Source organism: Amycolatopsis sp. lyj-90, from assembly GCF_046549035.1.
In the GTDB taxonomy this organism is placed as follows: Bacteria; Actinomycetota; Actinomycetes; order Mycobacteriales; family Pseudonocardiaceae; genus Amycolatopsis.
Genome location: NZ_JAJPWP010000017.1, coordinates 152,708 through 174,757, shown reverse-complemented (window position 1 = coordinate 174,757; position 22,050 = coordinate 152,708). Strand labels below are relative to the sequence as shown.

Genomic DNA, 22,050 nt, shown 5'->3' with positions numbered 1-22,050 from the left:
GCATCACCTCGATTTAATATAACGAAAAGGTAACGGAGAGATCGCGTTTTGAACCGGCTGTCCGCTGGGGCCGTTTCAGCCAACGCGGAGTCAGTGACGCCGGCGCTGCCGGCGCCGCATCCCCCGGGCTTCGCGCAACGACACCGAACGAGGTGAACAAGTTCATGCCCCGTAACCAAAGATCCGCCGGCCGCCACCGCATGGCACGCCGTACCAAGGTCGCCACCGGCGCCATCGCGCTCTCCCTCGCCGTCGGCGGGATCGTCGTGATCAACACGACCGGAACCCCCGACGCGGCCAGGGCCGACGGCGCGGACAAGTCGTTCTTCATCGACATCGCGAAGGTCCCCCGCGGCAACAACGTCAACCTCGACCTCGCGAAACGAGGCGCCCGGGGGACGTTCACCGTCGACTGTGGCCGCAACGAGAACGGCCACTTCAACGGCGACAACTTCATCGCGCAGCCCGGTGTCCGCAACGGAGCCGAGCATCTCCACGACTACGTCGGGAATCTTTCGACCAACGCGGACTCGAACAACAAGAGCCTGCTGCGCGCGGGCACCACCTGCAAGAACGGCGACAAATCCGCCTACTTCTGGCCGGTCATCCGGATCAACACCGAGGAAGAGGAAGAAAACGAGCGGGCGGCCGACGCGAAGCTCGCCGCCGACCGCGCGAACGCGGCCAAGGACGAGGCCGCGCCCCAGGTCGACTGTCCCGACGTCGCGAGCGAACTCGACGAGGTCCCCGACCAGGCCATGCCCGCGATCGACGAAAACCTCGACAAGCTCGACAAGGAGTCCGACAACGCGGACGGCCAGCTGGCACAAGGGAAACAGGCCGCCCAGGTGCTCGAAGAGCTGAAGAACAAGCGAAAGCCGTCGATCAAGCAGATCAGCGACGCCATGAAGCAGGCGGGCAAGCCGGTCGCGAAGAACGAAGACCAGCTCGCCGGTTGCGCGGTGAAACAGAACGGCGAAGGCGGCCTCGACAACGGCGGCCAGAACAGCGACGTCAGCAAAGCCGGTGACGCCGAGAAGAAGAAGTCCGACGGGAACGCCGCCGATCTGCCCGGCGTCGACGACAACAACGAGATCGGCGACAACGAAGGCGAGATCCAGCGTCCCGAAAAGGTCGACCTGACCTTCACCAGCGGTGGCGCCCGCCGCGTCGTCGCGATGCCGAAGTTCCTGCGCGTGCTCTACGGCGACGCCAAGCAGAGCACCAACGGCCCGGCCAACGCCCGGCCCAGCTGGACCTGCACCGGCTTCGAGGACCGGCTCACCGAGCTGTACCCGATCTGCCCGCGGGGCAGCAAGATCGCGCGCATCCACGCGTTCCCGAACTGCTGGGACGGGAAGAACACCGACAGCGCCAACCACCGCACGCACATCGTGTTCTCCGACCGCAACGGGAAATGCCCGCGCGGTTTCAAGAACGTGCCGCAGCTGCGGATCACGCTGGTGTACAACATCCCGCCGAACATCCAGGCCGCCGGGCAGTACGCGGTCGACGCGTTCGCGCAGGAGAAGCACAACCCGCGCTCCGACCACGACGACTTCGCGAACGTCATGTCGCAGCGGTTGATGAACCAGCTGGTGAAATGCGTCAACAGCGGAAAGCGCTGCAGGCAATAACGACAAACTCGTGAGTGGTAAGGACGGTTCTAACCGTCCTTACCACTCACGAGGCTCGTAGCGAGGGCGCGGCGGGGATGACCCGCGCCCCCACCCCCCGCGCCGGGGGTCCGGTTTCTGGCCCGGCGTAGGGGTACCGGGCCAGAAACCGGCGAGCGATACGGCCTTCCCTCCCTGGAAGCCGGACCGCCCGGTCTCGGGGTCAGGCCGTCGTGGACAACCGGCTCACCCGGTCGAACACGAGCGGCACCGCGACGGCGGGGTTCAGCTCGGCGAGGACCGCGTCGGCGTCCAAGCCAGGCAGGTGGATCCACGCGCTGTCCGCGAAATCCGGGGTCGTGACGCTGATCCTGGCGCAGCGGGCGGGCGGGACCAGCGCGACCCCGAACGGTTCGACCACGTTGCGGAACACCGATTGCGAGACGATCATCCCGGCGCCGAACTTGTCGCCCGTCGGGTCCAACCGGCACCAGTAGCCGACGGCGTCGTTGAAGGTCGAGGCACACAGCAGCCGGGTCAGCGTGATGTACGTGCGGTGGTAGCGGTGGTTGTCCGCCATCGGTCCCATATGGACGGCGACCCGGGCCCGCATCGGGACCCGGGCGTAGCGGTTACGGGTCCGAAGCAGATGGTCCAGGTGGAACACGACCTCGCAGAGCTGCCCGACGGCCCGGTCCGGATACGCGACCATCAGCCCGTCCCCGGTCTCCCGGAAGTGACGCGCTTCCCCCGGCGCTAGCCCGACCGCGGTGAACGAGCGGGAGACCAGCGTCTCCATCTCGGTCTTCATCGGGTCCAGCAGGTCATCGCTGGCCTTGGACGAACCGACGATGTCGACGGACAGTACGGCGTGGGTGTGCGCGTTGTAATGGCCTGAGGTCAGCACCTGCATCTCTGCGACCCCTCCCCTGATCGGTGAAAACTGGCGGCAGGAAGCAGTGTTCCCACTCGTCACCGGAAGTTCTGTTCGGAACCGAACAGAACCTGACCCCGCCCTGGTCAACGCCAGTGAGCTAAGTCACACCTTTTTCCGTGATCACTCGCAACGCTTCGCGGTCGACGACAGTGATCGCACGGCGCGAACTGGCCACAACTCCTGCCTTCCGGAGCTTGTCCAGTGCCTGCGCGACCATGGTCCGTCCCATCGGGATGAACTGCGCGAGCTCGTCCTGGCTCAGCGGGATCCCGATCCGCCAGCCGGCGGGCGTCCTGATCCCGCAGACGTCGACGAGGTAGTCCAGTCGCGTCGCGACCCTGGCCACCGCTTGCGGTTTCCAGGACTGCGTCCGCTGCCGCTGGGCGAGCACGAACCGGCGGGCGACACTGACGAGCACCTCCCGCATCGCCGACGGATGGTCCAGCAGGAACCGGTTGAACTCGCTCGCCGCGATCCGCCGGACGTGGACCTCCTCGATGGCGACGACGTCGGCCATCCGGATCCCGCCCGCGATCACCGCGATCTCGCCGTGCAGATCGCCGGGCACCCCGACGTCGAGGATGACCGTCGCCCCCATCCGGTCGGCGCTGGTCACCTTCACGTAGCCATGTCGCAGCAGCATGACGAAGTCGCCGGGCTCACCGGCCCGCATCAGCGCCTGTCTGCTCTCGTAGGTCTGCGGGGTGCCCATCTCCAGCAACCGCGCACGGACGGGTTCGTCCAGCCGCTCCAGGAACGGACGTTCTCTCTCTTCGGCGGCCTCCGGGCCCAAACCCACGAAACACCCTCCCAGGCAGTCGTGAACACCTATCGCGGAGAGTAACCGAATCGGCCACCCGATCCGGCGGCGGAACCATCGTGGGTGGTGAAAATGCCCAGCCGGACCAACTCGGACCTGATCCACTCGGCCAGCCGGTGCAACGGTCCGTCTTCGGCTTCGACGAAATAGCTGTCCACGATCTGGTGTCGCCTGTCGGCGTGCTTCGCCGCGTATAGCAGCGCTGACCGTACCTCCGACACCTTCAACGGAGCGACCTTGATTCCTGGAGCGGGCCGCACGGTGCTCTTGGCGGCCATCACCGCCAGCACGGCTTCCTCCAGGCTGAACCGGTGCTCCACCGGTACGACCACATGTTCCACGCCCTCGACAACCCGGCGCCCGATCAACGGCATGCTGTCAGATCAGCATGACGCACGGCCGTAGTCTGTTCGGCACCGAACACTCAGCGTGGTTCGACCACCGCGATGGCGTCTTCCAGCCCTTCCCGGTACAGCCTCATCCGCTCGACGAGCATCACCGGATCCGGGTTCTCGTCCCGCGCGTGTCGCTCCAGTTTCTCGGTGGTCTGCTTCACCGTGACGCGCAGTTCGACGACCGCGGGCGAGTTCTCACCCCTCACCCTTTCGAGTCTGGTCACCGCTCGCCGGAAGACCGACGAAAGCTCCGTTTCGCCTGGCTGCACGATTTCGATGGCCGTCAGCGCTCGCCCGAGCAGGCTGTAGTGGTCGTAGAAGGCGGCGGGCTCCGGCGCGCGGACCTCGCGCACCCTCCTCTTCGATCGCTTGCCGTTCAACACGAAGAACGCGACTTCGGCGGGGAACAGCACGGCGAAGGCGGCCACGCCGCCGAAGAGCCAGGCCTGCGGATGCGGCACGGTCACCGCGTGACCGAGCAGGCAGGCGATCAGCGTCAGCACCCCGGCGACGACGTGGAACGGGCGGTTGTCGTGATCGGCCATGTCAGAAGTTACTGAAGACGTTGACGAACATCTTGTCGATGCCCTGCGGGTCCACGGCCTTGTAGCTGCGCGCCTTGGATTTCAGCGCGATTTCGTCCAGCACGCTGCTGTCCGCCTGCGCGCCGTAGGCCATGGTGAAGATCCGGACCGAGTTGTCCAGCCGTTCCGCGTCGACGGCCTGGAGCATCTGTTCCTTGGTCGTCCCGGGCGCGGTGTTCTCCCCGTCGGTCAAAAAGACGATGGCGTTGATGACGTTCGGATCGAACTCCCGCCGCATCTTGTCGTTGGCGTCCACCACGGACTTGTACAGCGCTGTTTCCCCTTTCGGGGTCAGGTTGTCGACCAGGTCCAGCATCGGCCCCCGGACGTTCTTCACCTTGCCGATCGGCATCTTTTCCTCGGGCCCGTTCGTCGAGAACGTCCACAACCCGACTTCGTCCTCGGGATGCAGATACTCGAGCTGTTTCTTGATCGCGGGTTTCAGCAGGTCGATCCGGGGCTCGGAGTACGGTTTGTCCTTGCGGTTCTTGTCGAACGGTTCGTTCATCGACCCGGACAGGTCCAGCACCAGCAGGATCCGGCCGCGCCGCTGGGTGTACTCCCAGCCGTCGAGCATCTTCTGGATCTGTTCCCCGGTGGGGGTCTTGATCACCTGGGGTCCGGCGATCCCCGTGGTGCCCACGCCCTTGGCGAGTTTGTCGTTGCCACGGCCCTCGGGATCGCGGAAGCCGAGATCGCGGAAACGGTCCTGTTGCGCCGGTTCCCGCAAGAACGCGTAGAAGTCCTTGGCCGCCTCGCGCTGTTCCGGCGACGCCTTCGCCGTGGTCAGGAAGGGATGGTCGATCAGCATCGTGCCCTCGTCCGGATGCACGGCGACGAGCGGCCGGTTCAGCTGGACGGGATTGTCCTGCAGCTGTTTCGGGTCACCGGTCGGGGCGCCGTGGTTGTAGAGGTAGACCATCTGTTCCTGCATCGCCATCGCGCTGATGTAGGGCGTGGGCTTCTTCCGGTCCTCTTCGTACAGCGTCTTCAGGAAGGCCACCGAATCGTCGCTGTAGTAGGCGACCGACGCCTCGATGCCGCGGACGAACTGCACGGCGTCCGCCGAATCGATCTTGCCGTAGTCGCCGCCGGTCGCGGCGAAGTAGGTCGAGATGGTCGCGGCGAGCCCCGAGGTCGAGCGGCGCGGATTGTCCTTGCCCAGCGTGAAGTTCCCCCACTGCGCGTTCTTCGAACGGGTTGAGGCCCAGCCGCCGTTCCGGTTCACCTCGAGTACGTCCCGCCAGCCGATGCCCTTCTCGGGCCAGCCCAGTTCCCTCGCCATCGGCTCGGGCATCGCGATCACCATCGGGCTCGTCGCGAGCGAGGTCTTCATGCCGTCCTGGAGCAGGTCCCCCTTGCCGCGCTGACGCAGCAGATCCAGCCAGAGCGACGAACTCGGCATCCAGACCTGGGGTTCGGGCTGCCGTTCGTCGAGGTCGTTCCAGCCGTCGGCGATGAGGTCGAGCGCGGCACCCGAGGTCTTCTTGAACGCCTCGATCTTCGCGCACCGGCCGCCGCCGAAGGTCCGGTCGGTGTTGTTGTACCGCTCGGCCAGTTCGCCGATCAGGTCGCCCTTCTCCGTGGAAGAACTGGTGATCAGCCGGACGCAGTCGGTCCTGGCCGCGTTCGAGGGCGCGGTGACCGTGACCGAGAGGAGCACGATCACGACCGCCCCGACGAGCGCGCCGAAGGCGAGCGAAAGCCAGCCTGATCTCCGCATGTGCCGCCCCCTAGCCGTGGTAGCGGGCAAGTGTAGCTACAACCCGGCTCCCGGTTCTGTTTCCTCGGTCACCAGATCGTAGGTTTCGAAACTGAAGCGGGCGAGGGTACCCACCCAATTCCGATAGACCTGTAGATCATCGAAGGATTCGACGTCTAGCCGCCATTCAGGTGGAAAGGCTTCGGACGGCGCTGCGCCATCGGAAAGCGCGCCGCCGGAAAGCGCGACGAAGGTCGAGCGCGCGGCGTCCGGATCGGCGACCAGCAAGGTCAGCAGGACGAGCACCGCCCGGTAGGGGCCGCCGACGAACCGCGTCAGTTCCGCGTCGGGAATGCCGATGCGGACGAGCCGGTAGAGGTTGACCAGTTTCCGGATCTCGCGCGGTGTGTTCAGCTTTTTCCGCAGCACGTGGACGAAGTCGCGTTCGACCTCGGTGAGCCGCAGCCGGTCCGGCCGCATGTTGTAGAACGTCGGCGGGGCGGTGTCCTTGACGATGACCTCCGCCTGTTCGCCGCCTTCACCGCTTTCGCGGGTGTCCCCGTCTTCTGCCCATTCTTCGTGCCCGCGCGACGCCGGTGCCCGTCCTTCGATCGGCATCAGGGCGTCGATCAGCTCGTCCGCCGCGGCTCCCATGGGGCGCAACGCGAAGACGATCTGGAAGATCTTGTCGAGGTACTCGGCCCGCCGTGCTTCCCCGGTGCCGAACAGTTCTTCGTGATGCTGGTCGAGGCAGCGCCGCAACCACCGCGGATCGACGGCCACCACCACGACGAACGCGGGCAGGGCCAGCAGCAGGTGCACCGCGGCCAGTACCTCGATCACCTTCGACGGCGGGCAGCGGTCGAGGTCGTCGATGTAGAGCACGATCCGTTCCAGTGGCGGCTCGCCCTTACCGCCCGCCAGCAGCCATTCCGTCCGCGCGTCGGCCAAATCGGCGCTCAGGTCCGCGAGATCTTCCCGTACCCGGGCGAAAACCCCTTGGTAGTCACCGTATCTGCCAGTCTTCGCCTCTTCGATCAGCTCGCCGAGCCGGGCGGCCGCGTCCAGCCGCCGGAGCCGCTCCTCGGTCTCCCGGAGCTCGGTCTCGAACCGTTCCGCCCGTTTGTCGACGTCGTACCGCAGCTTGTCCAATGTGGACTTGACCGGCGCGAGGGCCGACTTGGCGGTGGTGAGCGCCGGGGTCAGCACCGCACCGAGCGCGACGATCGCTCCCGCCGCGGCGAGTATCGCGTTGTGCCACAAGGCCCAGCCGGTGATCGCCGCGGCGAGGCCGAGCACGCCCAAGACCGCGTAGCCCGCGACGGCGAGCCGTCGCCGCCGTCGCTCGGCGCGGTCCACCCCGGACACCAGGAGCCGCCAGCGCCAGGTGAGCGGGGAATCCGCTTTGATCGCGCGAAGGCTCGCGAGCCTGGTCCGCAGCTCCTCGCGTTCGGCGCGGACCTCGTCGGCGTCCGCGTGCGTCTCGGGCGCGCCGAGGTTGCGGAACAGGTGATCCACCAGCCCGACCCACAGATGGTCGTCGTGGTACTGCCAGGCGTTGAACCGGATCTGCCGGATCTCCCCGGCGAACACGCTGTTCGCCGCGTTGCCGCGGGAGCGGCGGGCCAGTTCCGCCACCCGGTCCGCCACCTGCCGCACGAAACTCGACTTTCCGGACCCCCACGGGCCCAGCAGCGCGACGCACAGCGGCGGGCTGGTCTCACGGTCGGCGATGACCGCGGCGAGGGTGCGCACGTCGTCCTGGAAGCCGATCAGGTCGACCGGGCTCTCGACATCGGGGGTGATCCGCGGGCGCGCCCGTCCCGGTTTGGGCTCGACGAAGCCGGTGCCGTCGATCTGGTTGCCGAAGCGGTCCCACACCCGGATCGTGCGGTCGTCCCCGACCGTGACGATCTTCTCGTTGCCCGCGGTGCACGCGATCGCGCGGACGTTCCCCTCGTGTCCCTTGAGGAGGGTGTAGTCGGCGGGGTTGTCGATCTCGCGGACGCAGACCTCGCCGCCGGAACCGCCGGAGAGCACCAGTTCGCCGTCCGGGCTGAAGGCGAGCACCCGCACCACGCCGGCGTGCCCGGGGAAGACGAGGGCGGGATCGCCCTTGCGCCCCCACAACCGGACCGTCTCCCCCTCGGCGGACAGCACCCGCGAGCCGTCGGGTGAGACCGCGACGACGTGGACCGCGCCCGCGCCACCGAACCGGTAGTGGGAAACGACTTCCCCGTCCCACAGCCGCACGCCACCGGTGTCGTCCCCGGCGACCACGACCCGGCCGTCCGGGGTCACCGCGACCGATTCGATCTCCGGACCGCCGGTGCGGAGGCCGCGGACGGTCACGCCGTCCAGCCGCCGGACCTCGACGGTGCTTCCCGCGCCGGACACGGCGAAATCCTTCGCCACCGCGACCGTGAGTGTCCGCTTGGTGGTCTGGACCTCTGGGGGTTGCGCCTCGCGGCCCGTGAGCCGCCAGCGCCGCACCGTCGCCCCATCGCAACCGACCACGTACCGACCCGAGATACCCACCGCGAGCACCGGCCGATCGTGCCCGCTCAAGGCGAACCGCTGCGCGCCGGTCTCCAGGTCCCACACCCGCACGGTCTTGTCCGTACCGCCGGTGACCAGGCGGTTTCCGTGCACGGCGACAGCGAGGATGGGTTCTTCGTGTCCGGTGAATCGCGCCGTCGTCATAGCCGCACAGTCTTCCGGTCGAGTCAAGATCATGGTTAACGACAGGCGACTATCGGCGGGTACCCCGACGACCTCGACAGGTCCTAACATCACGCGGAGGCAACGGAGGACTACTCAGAGATCCCTCCCGCCAGAACAAAAGTGTCGACACTGCTCCGAAATTCCAGCACGCCTTAAACGCGAGGAGTTCAACGTGCTTCGACGTACCTTCGCCGCGGTGCTCACCGGCGCCGCGCTCTCCATCTCGGTGCTCTCGGCACCCTCCGCCGGTGCCGCCGAGATCATGGCGACCACCCTGACCTACGACGACAGCCAGGCCGCGGAGTTCAAGGACGCGGTGGCCGCCGGCGTCAACGTCTGGAACACCAACGTCACCAACGTCCGCCTCGTGAAGGCGACGCCGGGGCAGCGGGTCAACATCCGGATCATCGCCGACAACGGCTGGCCGCGCGCCACCCTCGGGCCGGTCCGCCCGAGCGGCCAGGTCACCGTCTGGTACGGCAGGCAGGCCGTCCAGCAGGGCTACAACAAGACCCGGATCGCCTCGCACGAGCTGGGCCACAGCCTCGGCCTGCCCGACGTGAAGCCCGGGCCGTGCTCGTCGCTGATGTCCGGCTCGACCGGTGGCGTCAGCTGCGCCAGCGTGAACCCCAACGCCCAGGAGAAGGCCCGGGTTCAGCAGCTCTACGCCGGCACCGCCGTGCAGAGCGCCGACGCGGGCAAGGTCCTCGTGGACGTCGGCTGATCCCGCGCCAGGGGGTGCCCCGCCCGGCACCCCCTGGCCAGGGCGACGTCCTGGTCGTGCACCGTGCGGCGTTCGCGGTCGACCTCGAGTTTCATCGGGGTCACCAGGCCACCGGGAGCGCGTACACCCCGTAGATGTCGGAGTCCGTCCGCAACGGGATCTCGTCGGCCGGAACCGCCAGGCGCAGTTCCGGGAACCTGGCGAGCAGCCCGGTGAAGGCGACCTTCAGCTGGACTCGCGCGAGCTGCTGGCCGAGACACTGGTGGACGCCGTGCCCAAAGGCCGCGTGCCCGGCCGTCTTCCGCCCGACGTCGAGCCGATCGGGCTCCGGGAACTTGAGCGGATCGCGGTTGGCGGCCATCGCCGAAATCGCGACCGCCTCCCCCGCCTTGACGAGCTGCCCGCCGATTGCGACGTCCTCGAGCGCGGTGCGCACACCGGTGTGCGCGATCGTCAAGTACCGCAAGAGTTCCTCGACTGCGCCTTCCATGCTCTCCGGCTTCTCACGCAGGACTGCGAGCTGGTCCGGATGCTGGAGCAACGCGAAGGTACCCAGCCCCAGCATGTTGGCCGTGGTGTCCAAACCGGCCCCCAGCAAGAGGAACGCGATGCCGGTGAGCTCTTCGTCGGTGAGTTCCGTGGTGACCAGTTCGCCGAGGATGTCGTCGGCCGGCTCGGCCCGTTTGGCCACGACGAGCTTGTAGAGGTACTCCCCCAGCGCGTTCATGGCGGCTTCCTGCTCCGCGAGCGAGGCGTCCGGCAGGTTCAACGGCAGGACGTTGCGGCGGAAGAACTCGTGGTCTTCATAAGGGACCCCGAGCAGTTCACAGATCATCAGCGCCGGAATGGGCTGCGCGAAGGCCGTCACCAGATCGGCGGGCGACCCCTGCCGCTCCATGGCGTCGAGATGCTCGGCGGTCACCTGCTCGACCCGTTCGGTGAGCAGGCGCATCCGGCGGACGGTGAACTTGCCGGTGAGCAGCCTGCGGTACCGCGCGTGCTCCGCGCCGTCCATCTTGATGAACATCCCCGGCGCCGCGGGAGGCGGCACCACCATCGCCGCCGGTCCCGGCAGCGGTGAGTGCAGGAGCTCCTGTCGTGCGCTGAAGCGCGGATCCGCGATGATTTCCCGGATGGTCGCGTGCCCCGTCGCGAGCCAGCCTTGGTGACCGTCGGGGAACGTCAGCCGGGCGAGCGGGTGCTCGTCACGCAGCGTGCCGAGTGCGGCGGGCGGGTCGAACGGGCAGCCCCGCGGCCGGTCGAGGGGCAATTCCGTGAGGTGGGGTACCGAAGTCGTCATAGCTGTTCCTCCCAGATCTTCAGCCATGACAAAAGGCTACGTTGCGTTCATAGATCGCTCAAAGTTCTGATCTGGCTTTTCTTTCGTAATAGCTGGTAGATTTCCTGAAATCGTTGCAATCGTCTTGCCGATGAATGCAACGATGCGTTGCAATGATCTGCGACTGAACGCACCGGAGGTGCCCATGCCGGGCGGCAGGCTGACCCAGGAAGATCGTCGACTGATCGCGTCCTGGCTCAAGGACGGTCTCGGATACGCCGAGATCGCCCGGCGGCTCGGGCGCCCGACGTCGACGATCAGCCGCGAGGTTTCGCGCAACAGCGGGCACTCCGGCTACCGCGCCGAAGAAGCGAGCCGGGTGACCGGCGAACGCGCGCGGCGCCGCAAACCGCTGCCACGAGCCGTCCCCGTCGTCCAGAACGGCTACGGGCGGGACCCGGCGGCCGTGCGCCTCTTCGAAACCGAGTTCGCCGAGATGATCGTGGCCACCGGGCTTCCCAGGATGACGGCACGCGTGCTCGCGTGCCTGTCCGTCAGCGACGACGGCGTGCTCAGCGCGGCCGACCTCGCCCAGCGACTCCAGGTGAGTCCGGCGTCGATCTCGAACGCCGTGGCCTACCTCGAAGCGCAGGCGATGCTCAAGCGGGAACGGGACGGCCGGCGGGAGCAGTACGTCATCGACGAGGAAATGCCGCAACGAGTATGGGCCGAGAGCGTGCGCGCGAACCAGGAATGGGTCAAGATCGCCCGCCAGGGCGCCGAAGTCCTCGGCACGTCGACACCGGCGGGCGCCCGCATGGACGACCTCTCCCGATTCCACGCGCGCATCAACGAAATCATGCTGGACGACCGAGTGGCGGTCTTCGCCGCCGACGCGGTGACCGTACTCGCCGCCCTGCTGCACGCGGGACGACCGCTCGCCCCCGAATCGCTTTCCGCCGCCTTGGGATGGCCGCTCGAGCAAGTGGCCGCCGCCCTGCGGGTCGCCATCGAGCACCCGCACGTCGCCGGTCCGGTGACGGTGGTCGTCGAGGACGGGACTTATCGCGCGGCCCCGTTGAGGGAACGGCTTACTGCGGCGCAGTTGGCGGCTTTGGGGTGTTGAGTGGTGGCCGTTTTTCGGCGATACGGCGGGGACAGGTGGCCGACGGGACTTGTTGCCGTTGTTCGGCAAAGGACCAGAGTGGTGACGGCTAGTGGGCAACACCACCGCGGAAAAGCGTGGCCGATTCCCGGTAACGCGCGGAGACAGCTACGGATGGCCGCTAGGCAGCGGCCCCTCAGCTCGCGGGCTGAGGGCTCTTTCGCGGTTCACGGTGTCCGGTGGCCGTTTTTCGGCGATGAGGTGGAATGGGTAGTTCCGTAGGCGGAGTGGCTCAGGACCGCGCAGCTGGCCGCGCTGAGAACGGGAGCGGTGGCCGGTTTTCGGTGAAGGTGTTCTAAGCGGGGGCGGTTCCGTTTGGGCTGGTCGCGTTGGAAGCCTGGACCGTGGCCGGTTTTCGGCGACGGGGTTCAGAATGGTGGTGGTTCTTCGGTTTTTGGGCGGGGTTGGTGTAGTGGTGGTGGGGTGCTGTCGTGGCTTTGTCCGGTGGGGGTGGTGATGGTGAGGGTGCCGTCGGGTGTGAGGTGGTAGGTCCAGCCGGGTTCGTCTTTCAGGCGGTGATCGCGGCGGCAGAGGTCGATGAGGTCGGCGGCGTCGGTGTGGCCGCCGTGCTCCCAGGGCACGGAGTGGTCGAGGTCGCAGGCTTGGGCGGGGCGGTGGCAGCCGGGTCTTCGGCATTCGCGGTCGCGTACCCGGACGAACTCGCCCTGGCCCGCGGTGGGCCGATACCGGTTCCGGCCGAGGTCGAGCACTTGCCCGGACAACGGGTCGGTGATGATCCGCCGTAGCACGGTGTCCGCCCCGGTCGCGATCTCGCGGGCCAGTGACGCGGGAAGGTGGCCGTGTCCGGCGAGTTCCGCTGGATCGTCGTTCACTCCGAGGTAGGTGAACAGGTCCATGTAGAGGAACACCTCGGCGCGTTCGGTCTTGCCGCCTTGGCCGCCCAAGAGGAGGTCGAGCGCGACATCGGCGCGGAGTTGGTCGAGGGTGCGGGTCTCGTCACCGGTTTTGAGTGCTCGTGCTTCGCGGTCGATCCGGGTGTAGGCGGCGGTGACTTTTTCGGCGGGGCCGTCTTCGACTTCGATCGACGCCACGCCTGTCTCGCCGTGGCGGACCGTCAGCCGGCGGCCTTCGCGATGCCGCTCGGTACGGGTAGCGGCGCCTTCGCGGTCGACTGTGAGTGCCGCGTGGCTCGCCGCTTTCCGGATCTGTCCGGAGTTTTTGTCCGGTAGCCGGTCCTCCAGGAGGGCGTCGGCGGCGAGGGCGTTGTCGTCGGATAGCCACGCGGTGGCGGCGGCGACTTTCATCGCGCCGAAACCATCCACTTTTCCTTGGTCCATCAAGCCCAGTGTGCGGGGCAGGCGGGTGGTCAACGCCTCAGCCGCGGCGACCATCGCACCCGCATGATTGTCCACAAGAGACAACGCGAACGCGACCTCCTGGGTGACACTGCGGGCGCCGTCGCGATGCCGCGAAAGCTGCGCCAGCGCCCGGAACCGGACCGCTTCCAATCGTGCGATCCCCGCTGACGCGGCTTGGGCGACAGCGACGGAATCGGTGTCATCCAAGGAATCGACAGCAGCATTGACCGACTCCAGCAGGCCGGGGTCGGTGAGTTTCTCGAGGAGTGCCACAGGTGTGGCTTTACGTGTGTCCACCTGATCAACATACGACCGACCACCGACAATTTCCGATCATGCAGCCACCGTAAGGCGTTGCCGATTTTCGGCATGAAGGCTCGGCGAACCGACCAGATCAGGGCCCGATACCGACCACAGCACCCATGGCCACCCGGAATCATTCTGCCATCGTGAAGCGTCGCCAAATTCCGGCAATGCGTTCCCGGCAGCCGAAACCCCGACCGCCGAGAACGCCACAATGCCCCTACATCACGTCCCGCACGACCATCCGTTCCGAAGCCCGCTCGATCGCCGCTTCCACGGCACCGACCCGATCCGCCAGCAGGCCCATCGCGCCGACCGCGCGGCTCATCGGGTCCTCGTCGTCCCCGCCGAGTGCCTGCGCCCGCAGGTAAGCCGCCTTCACGTCCGCCCACCTTTGCGCTTCCGAGGCGCTCAGCCTTCCGCGCAGTTCCGCCAGTTTGAGCAGGTTGGCCTCGGCGCCCGAGGTCAGCGTCTGCGCCTCGCCGGCGTAGTGGTCGTCGATCAGCGCTTCGAGTTCGGCGTCGTTCATCGCGGGCACGATCCGTCCGGCGAGCTTGTTCATGTTCCGGTACGAACCCTGTAGCTGGAACGGTGGTTCTACCCGGGACGCGTCCGCCTGCGCCGCCGAAGCGATGTACGCCTGGTTGTTCTTCAGGATGATCCGCTGCACCTGGATCAGTTTCCGCAGCACGGCGAGGATCTGCTCCAGTTCGGTCGCCGAGTACGCGTGCTTCAGCTGATCCGCCCGCACCGAGCCATCGCCGCGGGCCAGGCGCACGAGAACGTCCACATCGGACCGTTCACGTGAGACCAGCGGTGCCAGCACGGTGTTCGCGGTGAGCGAGTTCTCGATGTAGCTCAGCGCGAACAGCTCTTCCTTGCCCGACAGTACATCGCCGAGGTTCCACACGTCCGCGCGGTTGGCGAGCATGTCCGGGATCCGGAACCGTTTACCCTGCTCGGTGTACGGGTTGCCCGCCATGCAGACGGCGAACCGCTTGCCGCGCAGGTCATAGGTCCGCGTCCGGCCTTCCCAGACGCCTTCCATCCGCCGCTGCGCGTCGCACAGCGAGATGAACTTCTGCAACAGCTCCGGCGACGTGTGCTGGATGTCGTCCAGGTACAGCAGCACGTTGTTGCCCTGCTCCAGCGCGAACGAGATCTTCTCGACCTCTTGCCGCGCGGTCGCGTTGGGCGCGTCCGCCGGATCCACCGACGTGACGTCGTGCCCGAGGGCCGGCCCGTTCACCTTGACGAACACCAGCCCGAGGCGGCTCGCGACGTACTCCATGAGGGTCGTCTTGCCGTATCCGGGCGGCGAGATGAGCAGCAGCAGACCGGACTGGTCGGTGCGCCTGGCATCGCCGGTCGCGCCGAGCTGCTTGGCGAGGTTGTCACCGATCAACGGCAGGTAGACCTCGTCGAGCAGCCTGTTGCGCACGAAGGCGCTCATCACCTTCGGCTTGTACTCGCCGAGCCGCAGCCTGTCCCGCTCGGCGGCGACGAGTTCGTTGCGCTGCCGCTGATACGCCCGGAAACCCGGCACCCGGTCACGCCGGAATCGCTGCGTCCTGGCCAGCGTCTCGTCGAGCCGCAGGGTCAGGGACCGGTTGACGATCCGCGCATGCGAGCCGAGCAGACCGTCCACGGTGGCCGAAAGCTCGGCCGAGGAATCGTACCGGGGCAGTTCGGCCAGTTCGATCGCGACGGCCTCCGCCAGTTCGTCGCCCGGCAAGCCCGCCGAGTCCACAAAGGACGTCAGCCAGGCTTCAGCGAGCTGGTGCCGGTCGGCGAGGTCTTCGAGGGCGCGGAGATCCTCGGCGAAGCTCCGGCGGTCGAGCCGGAACTTGTCGAGCAGCGTCCGCGCTCCGCCGCTGGTGACGAATCCCGGCGACGCGTCGGCCAGTTCCTCGAACAGGTACTCGCCGGCGAATTCGAGGTCCAGCGCCAGTCCGGACGACGTGGCGAAAGCGGTCATCGCCTCGGTGAACTCCCGCGCCAGCGAGTCGATCGCCGTGGTGTGCCCGAACGCCTCCCGCACCCGCGCGAGCGACGCGGCACGCGTCGTCCACGCGGACTTCGCCGCCTCTTCGACACCGAAAGCCCAGAACAGCTGAGTGGCGGCCCTGGCGGCGGGCGGGTAGCGCAGCAGCCCTGCGGCGGACCGCAGGCGCAGCAACGCGGACAGGATCGCCGCGGCGTCGTGATCGTGCACGCCGCGCGCGTAGCCCTCGTCGTAACGGTCTCCCGCGACGCGCCGGACGACCTCGAGCAGATCGGCGTCCGGCAAATCGGGCTTCTCGAGCAGGATCGACGTGGCCAGGTACTCCGCGCGATAGACCTCGGGCGATTCCGAGACCAGCAGTTGATCCCAGTACGGCCGCGTCGCCTCGAACGACTCGTCCCGCACGGGCGAGCGGTAGTCGGTCCCGGTGATCGCGAACTTCATCCCGCCGTCGTGCGGCACCAGGGTGAGGTCGATGTCCTGCGTGTTGACCGCGAAGGTGTTGCGACCCAGGCGGATCGTCTCCCCGCCCTCGCCGTACAGGTCGAGCCTGTCGCGCAGCGCGCGGCCTGCTTCCTGACGGGCGGCCTTGACCCGGCCTTCGAGTTCTTCGGCGCGCACCTGGTCACCGAGGTCACGCAGTTCGGCGACGACGCTGCGCAGTTTCGCGACCATGGGGTCGGAGGCGAAGTACGTGTTGATCTCGTCGACCGAACCGAGCGTGCCGACCCGCCTGGTCACACTCGACAGGATCCGGCCCGCCGAATCGACCAGCCGGTCCGCGCGGCGTGCGCGTTCGTCGAGCAACGCTTGTTTGCGCGAGGAGAACGCCTCGTAGACGTCCGTGCGCTTCTCGCCGAGCGAAGCCAGGAAGTCGTCGAACTCGCCGAACCGCGATTCGAGGTTTTCCAGCTGCAGCAGCAATCTGCCGAGCTGCTCGTCGCAGCGGTCCGGGGTGTCCGCGACCGCGAGCCCGCCGGTGATGGCCTGCGCCAGCAGGGCGAACTCGGCGGCGAACTCCGCCCGGCCCTCGGTCTCCAGCAGTTCCTTGCGCCGCGCCTCGAGCGTGGCCCGGGCCCGGTTGACGCCGCCGATGACCTCACCGACGCGTTCGAGGATCTTCGTCCGCACCACCGCGTCCGCGATCTCCAGCCCGCCGACGACGTCGGTGAGGACTCCGAGCCCGCCGGACTGTTCGTCCAGCTGCTCGGCGACCGGAACCGCCTCGGCGACGGTGGAGATCGCGCCCGCGGCGTCGATCAGCCTGTCGACCTCGGCGTGATAGCTCGTGAACGCGTCTTCGCCCTGCAGGAACCGGACGGCTCGCTGTGCGGCCTCGCCGAACTCCGCGTCGAGGTCGGCTATCAACTTGTCGACACGGTCGGTGTCGACGTAGCGCAGTTCCCGCACGGTGACGAGATGTCCTCGCGCGCGGTGCATCTCGGCGAGCCTGCGCACCCACGCGTCGGCCGCGTTCAGCGCCTCGCCGCGCACCTTGCGCACGAGCGAGGCGGTTTCCGCGGCCGCCTCCTCGACGGCTTCGGCCGCCTGCGCGGTGAGCGAGGTGACCGTCTCGAACTCGTCGAGCACCTGCTCAGCGGTGCCCCGGACGTCCGAAAGCGGCGACCGCAGATCACCGAGTTCGGCCTCGCCGAGCCAGTGATAGTGGTCGAAGACCCTCGCGCACGCGGCGATCAGCGCCTCGAACACGGCGGCCGACGGCGCCATCTCGCCGACCATCCGGCCGATCGAAAGACAGTCCGAGATCCCGCGGACCAGATCGGCGTTGCCGACCCGTTCCAGCGGCCCCGTCCCGGCAGGCTGCGACGCGGCATAGGTGTCCGACTGGAACGGCGTCCGCCACACCTGCATCGGGTGCACCCGGCTCGGCTCGTCGGACATCGCCCGGAACAGCACCATCGTGCCGTCGTCGAACAGCGAGTACCCGTGGCACGGGATCGGGTTCGAGACCTCTTTGCGGATCACGTTGTACGGCAGGAGAAGCGAACGTCCCTCGGCCCTGGCGTGGAAGACGTAGAGCACGTCCTCCCCGTTGGGCGAGCGGATCACGCGCTCGAATTCGAGACCGTCCACGGTGGTGTCGAACGTCTTGCTGATCCCCGTGTCGAGGTAGTAGCCGCCGGGGAAGATGATCCCGTGGTCCTCGGGCAGCCGCTGGCACGCCTGCCCGATCCCGTCGAGGCGCACCACGTCCCGGGTGCGCGTGTTGAACACCAGGTACCGGTACTCGGTCTCCTTGTACGGCAGCATCCGCAGCAGGATCAGCGGGCCGATCCTGGCATAGGAGACCTCGGCGTCGGCGAGACTCTGCAGCGGCTCGTCGACCGGTTCGGAGTAGACGCCCTCGCCGGTCTCGGTGTTGTTCTCGATCTTGATCGTCAGGTTTCCGCCGACGGTCTCGACGAACACCTCGTCCTCGATCGAGATGTGCGGATGCCGCCCGAGAACGTGCTGCTCGCGGCTGGTCTCGACCCATTCGAAATCGTGCGACGGCGGGAAGACGTGGTCGCGTTCGCCTCGGCTGTCCACATAGGACACCGTTCCGTCGGCGGCGATCCCCCAGCGCAGCACGCGGATGTCCTCGGTCCGCGGGCCGATCTGGAACACCGCGAGCAGCTTGCCCTCGACGCGCCGCAGCTGCAGCAGTTTCGCCTGCCGGTAGTAGCGGTACAGCTCGGCGAAGTCGCGGACGAACCGCTCGTCGCGCAGCAGCCCCGGCAGCTCCTCGGCGGGCACGTCGTCGAAGCGGAAGGCTTCTTCGTCATGGCTGAAGCCGTGCAGCGAGAAGACGTCGTCGACCGTCGTTTCGGGTTTGAGCCCGATGAAGACGTTGTAGCCGAACAACATCCGCCCGCCGACCGAAACGACGTCCCGCGGCACGCAGTTGTTCGCGGTGCGGATCCGTTCCGTGCCGATCAGCGCGAGCTGTGCGCTGCCGAAGATCCCGAGCCGCGCGGTGTTGAGCTCGTCCGCGCGTTTCGCCAGTTCGGCGGCCTGTGCGGCGAGCCGGGCGCGGAGCACCTCATAGGTGCCCGCGTCCAGCTGCTCCGTTCCTGCCGCCGGTTCGGTCGTCGTCACTGCTTCGCGGGGGCGAGGGCGGCGACGGACTGGTCGGCGAGGCCGAGCCGCTGCGCCATCGACAGCAGCTCACGCAGCTTGTCGCTGTCCGGGCCGCCCGCCTGCAGCTGCTTGGCCAGGAAGGCCGACAGCGTCAGGTTCTTCACGTCCTCGGTGCTCACCGAGCCGACCAGTTTGGTCAGGTCGTCGGTGAAGCTGCCCGAACCGTCGAGCCACGACTTCCCCAGCGTCTGGACGACGTCCGAGTGCTCGACGAACCCGTCCACGCTCTTGCCGAGCCCGATCGAGCCGATGACCTTCTCGAAGAACATCGTCTCGCCGCCGACGATGTCGATGTCGGCCTTCTCCAGTCCGATGCCGAGCACCGTGGCCTGCGCTTCGGCGACCTCACGCTGCACGTTGAGGGCGGCGAGCCGGATCTCCTTCTCGGCCTCCAGGCGCAGGCGGTACTCCTCGTGCTGGCGGCTGGCGGTGTCGAGGGCGGCCATCGCGGCGGCCTTCTCGGTGAGACCTTCGGCCTCGCCCTTGAGCTTGTCGCGCATGCCGTCGGCGAGCACGATCGCCTTCTCGCGCTCGACGATCGCCTCGGCGCGGCCGACCTTCTCCAGCGCGTCGGCGTCGCGTTCCTTGACCTGCGCCGCGGCCAGGCCGATCGCGGCCTCCTCGGCCTGGATGCCTTCCGCCAGGCGGATCTTCGCGCGGGTGTCCAGCTCGGCGGCCTGCTGGCGTGCCTCGGCCAGCGTCAGTTCCTCGCGGGCCTTGTGCTTCGACGCGGCCTCGGCGGCTTCCGCGGCCTTGATGTCCTTGACGAGGTTTTCCTGCGCCTCCGCCTCGGCCCGGATGATGATGGCCGAGCGCTGACGCTCCGCCTCTTCGACGACGCGAAGCTTCTTGATGTTCTCTTCCTGCTCCGCCACGGTCTTCTCGACCGCGATCCGCTCGCGGATCACCTCGGCGATGGACCGCTTCTCGGTCTCGACTTCCTTGTCCTTGGCGATGCGGGACAGCTCGGTCTCGCGTTCGCGGCCGATGACCTCGAGGAGCCTGTCCTTCTCGATGCGCTCGCTCTCGATGGCGATCACGCGCTCACGGTTCTTGCCCGCGACCTCGATCTCACGCTGCTGGTTCTGGTGCTGGATGCCCAGCTGCTCGTCCGTGCGCAGATCGGCGGCCTGCGACTTGAGCCGCTCCTCCGCCTGCACCTTGGCGATCTCGGCTTCTTCGCGCGCCCGCATGGTCTCGACCTCGCGGCGCTGCTTGATCTCGGCGTCGGCCTGCCGTCGCTCCAGTTCGAGGATCGCTTCGCGGGCGTCCACGTTCTGACGCGTGATCTCTTTTTCCTCGCCGCGGCGGAACTCGTTGGTGCGTACGTGCTCGATCGCGGTCAGCTCGGTGATCTTGCGGATACCCTGCGCGTCGAGGATGTTCGCGGAGTCGAGCTGCGACATCGGCGTCTGCTCGAGGTAGTCGATCGCCGCGTCCTCAAGGCTGTACCCGTTGAGGTCGGTGCCGATGACGCGGATGATCTGGTCACGGAATTCGTGGCGCTTGGTGTAGAGATCCACGAAGTCGAGCTGCTTGCCGACGGTTTTCAACGCCTCGGAGAACTTGGCGTTGAACAGTTCCTGCAGCGTCGCCTCGTCGCTCGCGCGTTCGGTGCCGATCGCCTGCGCGACCTTGATCACGTCCTCGACGGTCTTGTTGACCCGGACGAAGAACGAGATCCGGATGTCGGCGCGGATGTTGTCCCGGCAGATCAGGCCTTCACGGCCGGTACGGGTGATTTCCATCGCCTTGACTGAAGTGTCCATGATTTCGGCCTTGTGCAGCACCGGAAGGACGATCGCACCGGTGAAGGTGACGTCCACCCGGCGGACCTTCGAGATGATCAGTGCCTTCCCCTGCGGCACCTTCTTGAACAACCTGGTGATCGTGAAGAGCAAGACCAGGAGGATGACAACTATCACGGCGATCAGAACGCCGGCCCCCACGCTGATGGCACCCATAGTGTTCCTTTTCTGCTTCAGATGTCCAAGGACTCGACCCAGAAGAACTCGCCTTCGGAGTCGTAGTCATAGAGAACTACGCGGCTCCCCGCCGTCAGGTTGCCTTGACCCGCCTGCCGAACGTCCACAATGGCCGACGATCCGTCGGCGGCGGTGGCTTCGGCCTGGCCGAAGTCGTGGGTGACGGACGAGGTGCGGATGACCGCGGCACGACCGACGAAGTCCCTCCGGCTCGGTTCCTTCGCGGGACCGAACACCCGGCGCAGTGGCACCACGATCACCCTCGTCCCGAGTGTGCCGAGGACGAGCGCGACGGCGACCACGCCGACGCCGAACCCGATCCTCGAAGGTGTCGAAAGGTCCAAGTCATCGAGAAGAACCGTTCCTGCCAGGCTGGCGAACCAGGTGAAGGCGATCAGCAAAGAGAGCGAAATGGACAGTGGGACCCCGCCGAAGCCCGCCAGGAGCCCTTCGCCACCGCCGAATTCGGCAGAGTCTTCGATGTCGACGGCGCCGAGCAGCGCCAGCAGCCAATAGCCGATCACCACGATCAGCAGAAAGCTGAAGAGCACGGCCGGAAACCCCAGAGCCGCGGTGACGAACCCGCCCATCGCCGTCGTTCCCTCCCCCATTACCCCGGGTCAGGACTATAACCAGCGCGTGACACCGGGCGGGCCGTTTTCGGCTACGAGTGGGTCACGGTGTGCGGAAGCGTGCGCGAGGGTCGTCACCCTCGCCGCAAGTAGTCCTCTAGTTGCGAAGGGGAGCCACTCACGAGGCCCGGGCGGGTGCGGAGCGTTACGCCGACCGGCCGCCCGGAAGCCATCCGGTTGGACCTGTCGCGCCACCGGAGCGCCCCCTACTCTCCAGTATTGAGAGTGACACAGGACACACCACGGTCTTGGGAGGCTCCATGGGGTGGCACGTTCGCGAGGTGATCGACGGGGATCAGCGCGAACGGCGGATCCGCCACGTCACCCGATGTCTGAGCTGCACGCTCACCTGTGTCCATTGTGGACTTCCGGCCGGATTCGCCCTTCCCGTGGGACATCCCGGACTCGGCGTTGTCGAGCACCTCCCTGGCTCGACAACGCCCGGCCTGCCCGACCTCGCCCTACTGCACCGGTTCTGCCGGGACAACCTCGCCGCGGAACCCGGTATCGCGCTCAGGCGCGCCTACCTCGGACTGGCGACCGAACTCTTCGAAGCGGGACGGCGGATCCGCCGCCTCCGCAGGCTCGGCGTGCATCCGCCACGGCCGGGACACCTCGAGGCCTACCGAAAACGGTGGCGAGTGGCCAAAATGCGGTACGCCTGCAAGGCGTGCCGGTACTACACCGGCTCTCACTGAGCCGATTCTCCCCCGGAGGAC

15 protein-coding genes are annotated in these 22,050 nt (G+C 67.3%); 4 read left to right on the top strand and 11 right to left on the bottom strand.

What is annotated here, in order from left to right:
* The first annotated feature begins 200 nt into the window (after positions 1-200).
* On the top strand, positions 201-1,637 hold the full coding sequence (locus ACLJPX_RS43350; protein ID WP_410605977.1) for a DUF1996 domain-containing protein: 1,437 nt from the start codon (positions 201-203) through the stop codon (positions 1,635-1,637).
* A gap of 202 nt (positions 1,638-1,839) precedes the next feature.
* Here the strand turns inward: ACLJPX_RS43350 and ACLJPX_RS43345 are convergent, their stop codons facing one another.
* The 6 genes from ACLJPX_RS43345 to ACLJPX_RS43320 all read right to left on the bottom strand — a co-directional run bounded on the left by ACLJPX_RS43345 (position 1,840) and on the right by ACLJPX_RS43320 (position 8,757).
* Positions 1,840-2,529, bottom strand: a complete 690-nt coding sequence (locus ACLJPX_RS43345) for a hypothetical protein (RefSeq protein WP_101612749.1) — start codon at positions 2,527-2,529, stop codon at positions 1,840-1,842.
* Positions 2,530-2,650: 121 nt separating this feature from the next.
* Positions 2,651-3,352: a Crp/Fnr family transcriptional regulator gene (locus ACLJPX_RS43340; RefSeq protein ID WP_037307965.1), complete on the bottom strand. Its 702-nt coding sequence runs from the start codon at positions 3,350-3,352 to the stop codon at positions 2,651-2,653.
* Between the two features lie 29 nt (positions 3,353-3,381).
* Positions 3,382-3,747 carry a hypothetical protein gene (locus tag ACLJPX_RS43335; protein ID WP_007034234.1) on the bottom strand — a complete coding sequence of 122 codons (366 nt, stop codon included), beginning with the start codon at positions 3,745-3,747 and terminating at the stop codon, positions 3,382-3,384.
* A gap of 50 nt (positions 3,748-3,797) precedes the next feature.
* Positions 3,798-4,313, bottom strand: a complete 516-nt coding sequence (locus ACLJPX_RS43330; RefSeq protein ID WP_410605956.1) for a hypothetical protein — start codon at positions 4,311-4,313, stop codon at positions 3,798-3,800.
* A 1-nt stretch (position 4,314) separates the two neighbouring features.
* Entirely contained in the window at positions 4,315-6,075 is a 1,761-nt protein-coding gene (locus ACLJPX_RS43325; RefSeq protein ID WP_410605955.1) for a substrate-binding and vWA domain-containing protein, read from the bottom strand.
* A gap of 36 nt (positions 6,076-6,111) precedes the next feature.
* Complete coding sequence (locus tag ACLJPX_RS43320; protein ID WP_410605954.1) at positions 6,112-8,757, bottom strand: P-loop NTPase fold protein; 2,646 nt, start codon at positions 8,755-8,757, stop codon at positions 6,112-6,114.
* A gap of 193 nt (positions 8,758-8,950) precedes the next feature.
* On the opposite strand from ACLJPX_RS43320, the gene ACLJPX_RS43315 reads away from it, so the two are divergent.
* Complete coding sequence (locus ACLJPX_RS43315; RefSeq protein WP_410605953.1) at positions 8,951-9,502, top strand: snapalysin family zinc-dependent metalloprotease; 552 nt, start codon at positions 8,951-8,953, stop codon at positions 9,500-9,502.
* Between the two features lie 100 nt (positions 9,503-9,602).
* On the opposite strand, the gene ACLJPX_RS43310 is transcribed toward ACLJPX_RS43315, so the two are convergent.
* Positions 9,603-10,802: a cytochrome P450 gene (locus tag ACLJPX_RS43310; protein WP_410605952.1), complete on the bottom strand. Its 1,200-nt coding sequence runs from the start codon at positions 10,800-10,802 to the stop codon at positions 9,603-9,605.
* A gap of 142 nt (positions 10,803-10,944) precedes the next feature.
* On the opposite strand from ACLJPX_RS43310, the gene ACLJPX_RS43305 reads away from it, so the two are divergent.
* The gene (locus ACLJPX_RS43305) at positions 10,945-11,907 is read left to right on the top strand and encodes a helix-turn-helix domain-containing protein (protein ID WP_410605951.1); all 963 of its coding nucleotides are present in this window, start codon (positions 10,945-10,947) and stop codon (positions 11,905-11,907) included.
* A 407-nt stretch (positions 11,908-12,314) separates the two neighbouring features.
* On the opposite strand, the gene ACLJPX_RS43300 is transcribed toward ACLJPX_RS43305, so the two are convergent.
* The 4 genes from ACLJPX_RS43300 to ACLJPX_RS43285 all read right to left on the bottom strand — a co-directional run bounded on the left by ACLJPX_RS43300 (position 12,315) and on the right by ACLJPX_RS43285 (position 21,310).
* Complete coding sequence (locus ACLJPX_RS43300; protein WP_410605976.1) at positions 12,315-13,538, bottom strand: DUF222 domain-containing protein; 1,224 nt, start codon at positions 13,536-13,538, stop codon at positions 12,315-12,317.
* 250 nt (positions 13,539-13,788) lie between these two features.
* Entirely contained in the window at positions 13,789-18,672 is a 4,884-nt protein-coding gene (locus ACLJPX_RS43295) for a DNA repair ATPase (RefSeq protein ID WP_410605950.1), read from the bottom strand.
* Positions 18,669-20,678 carry a flotillin family protein gene (locus ACLJPX_RS43290; RefSeq protein WP_410605949.1) on the bottom strand — a complete coding sequence of 670 codons (2,010 nt, stop codon included), beginning with the start codon at positions 20,676-20,678 and terminating at the stop codon, positions 18,669-18,671. The genes ACLJPX_RS43295 and ACLJPX_RS43290 overlap by 4 nt, the downstream gene beginning before the upstream one ends.
* Before the next feature lie 17 nt (positions 20,679-20,695).
* Complete coding sequence (locus ACLJPX_RS43285) at positions 20,696-21,310, bottom strand: hypothetical protein (protein WP_410605948.1); 615 nt, start codon at positions 21,308-21,310, stop codon at positions 20,696-20,698.
* A 281-nt stretch (positions 21,311-21,591) separates the two neighbouring features.
* Between ACLJPX_RS43285 and ACLJPX_RS43280 the strand changes: the two genes are divergently transcribed.
* Positions 21,592-22,029 (top strand): hypothetical protein, encoded by a 438-nt coding sequence (locus tag ACLJPX_RS43280; RefSeq protein ID WP_101612738.1) that lies wholly within the window; start codon positions 21,592-21,594, stop codon positions 22,027-22,029.
* Positions 22,030-22,050 lie beyond the last annotated feature (21 nt).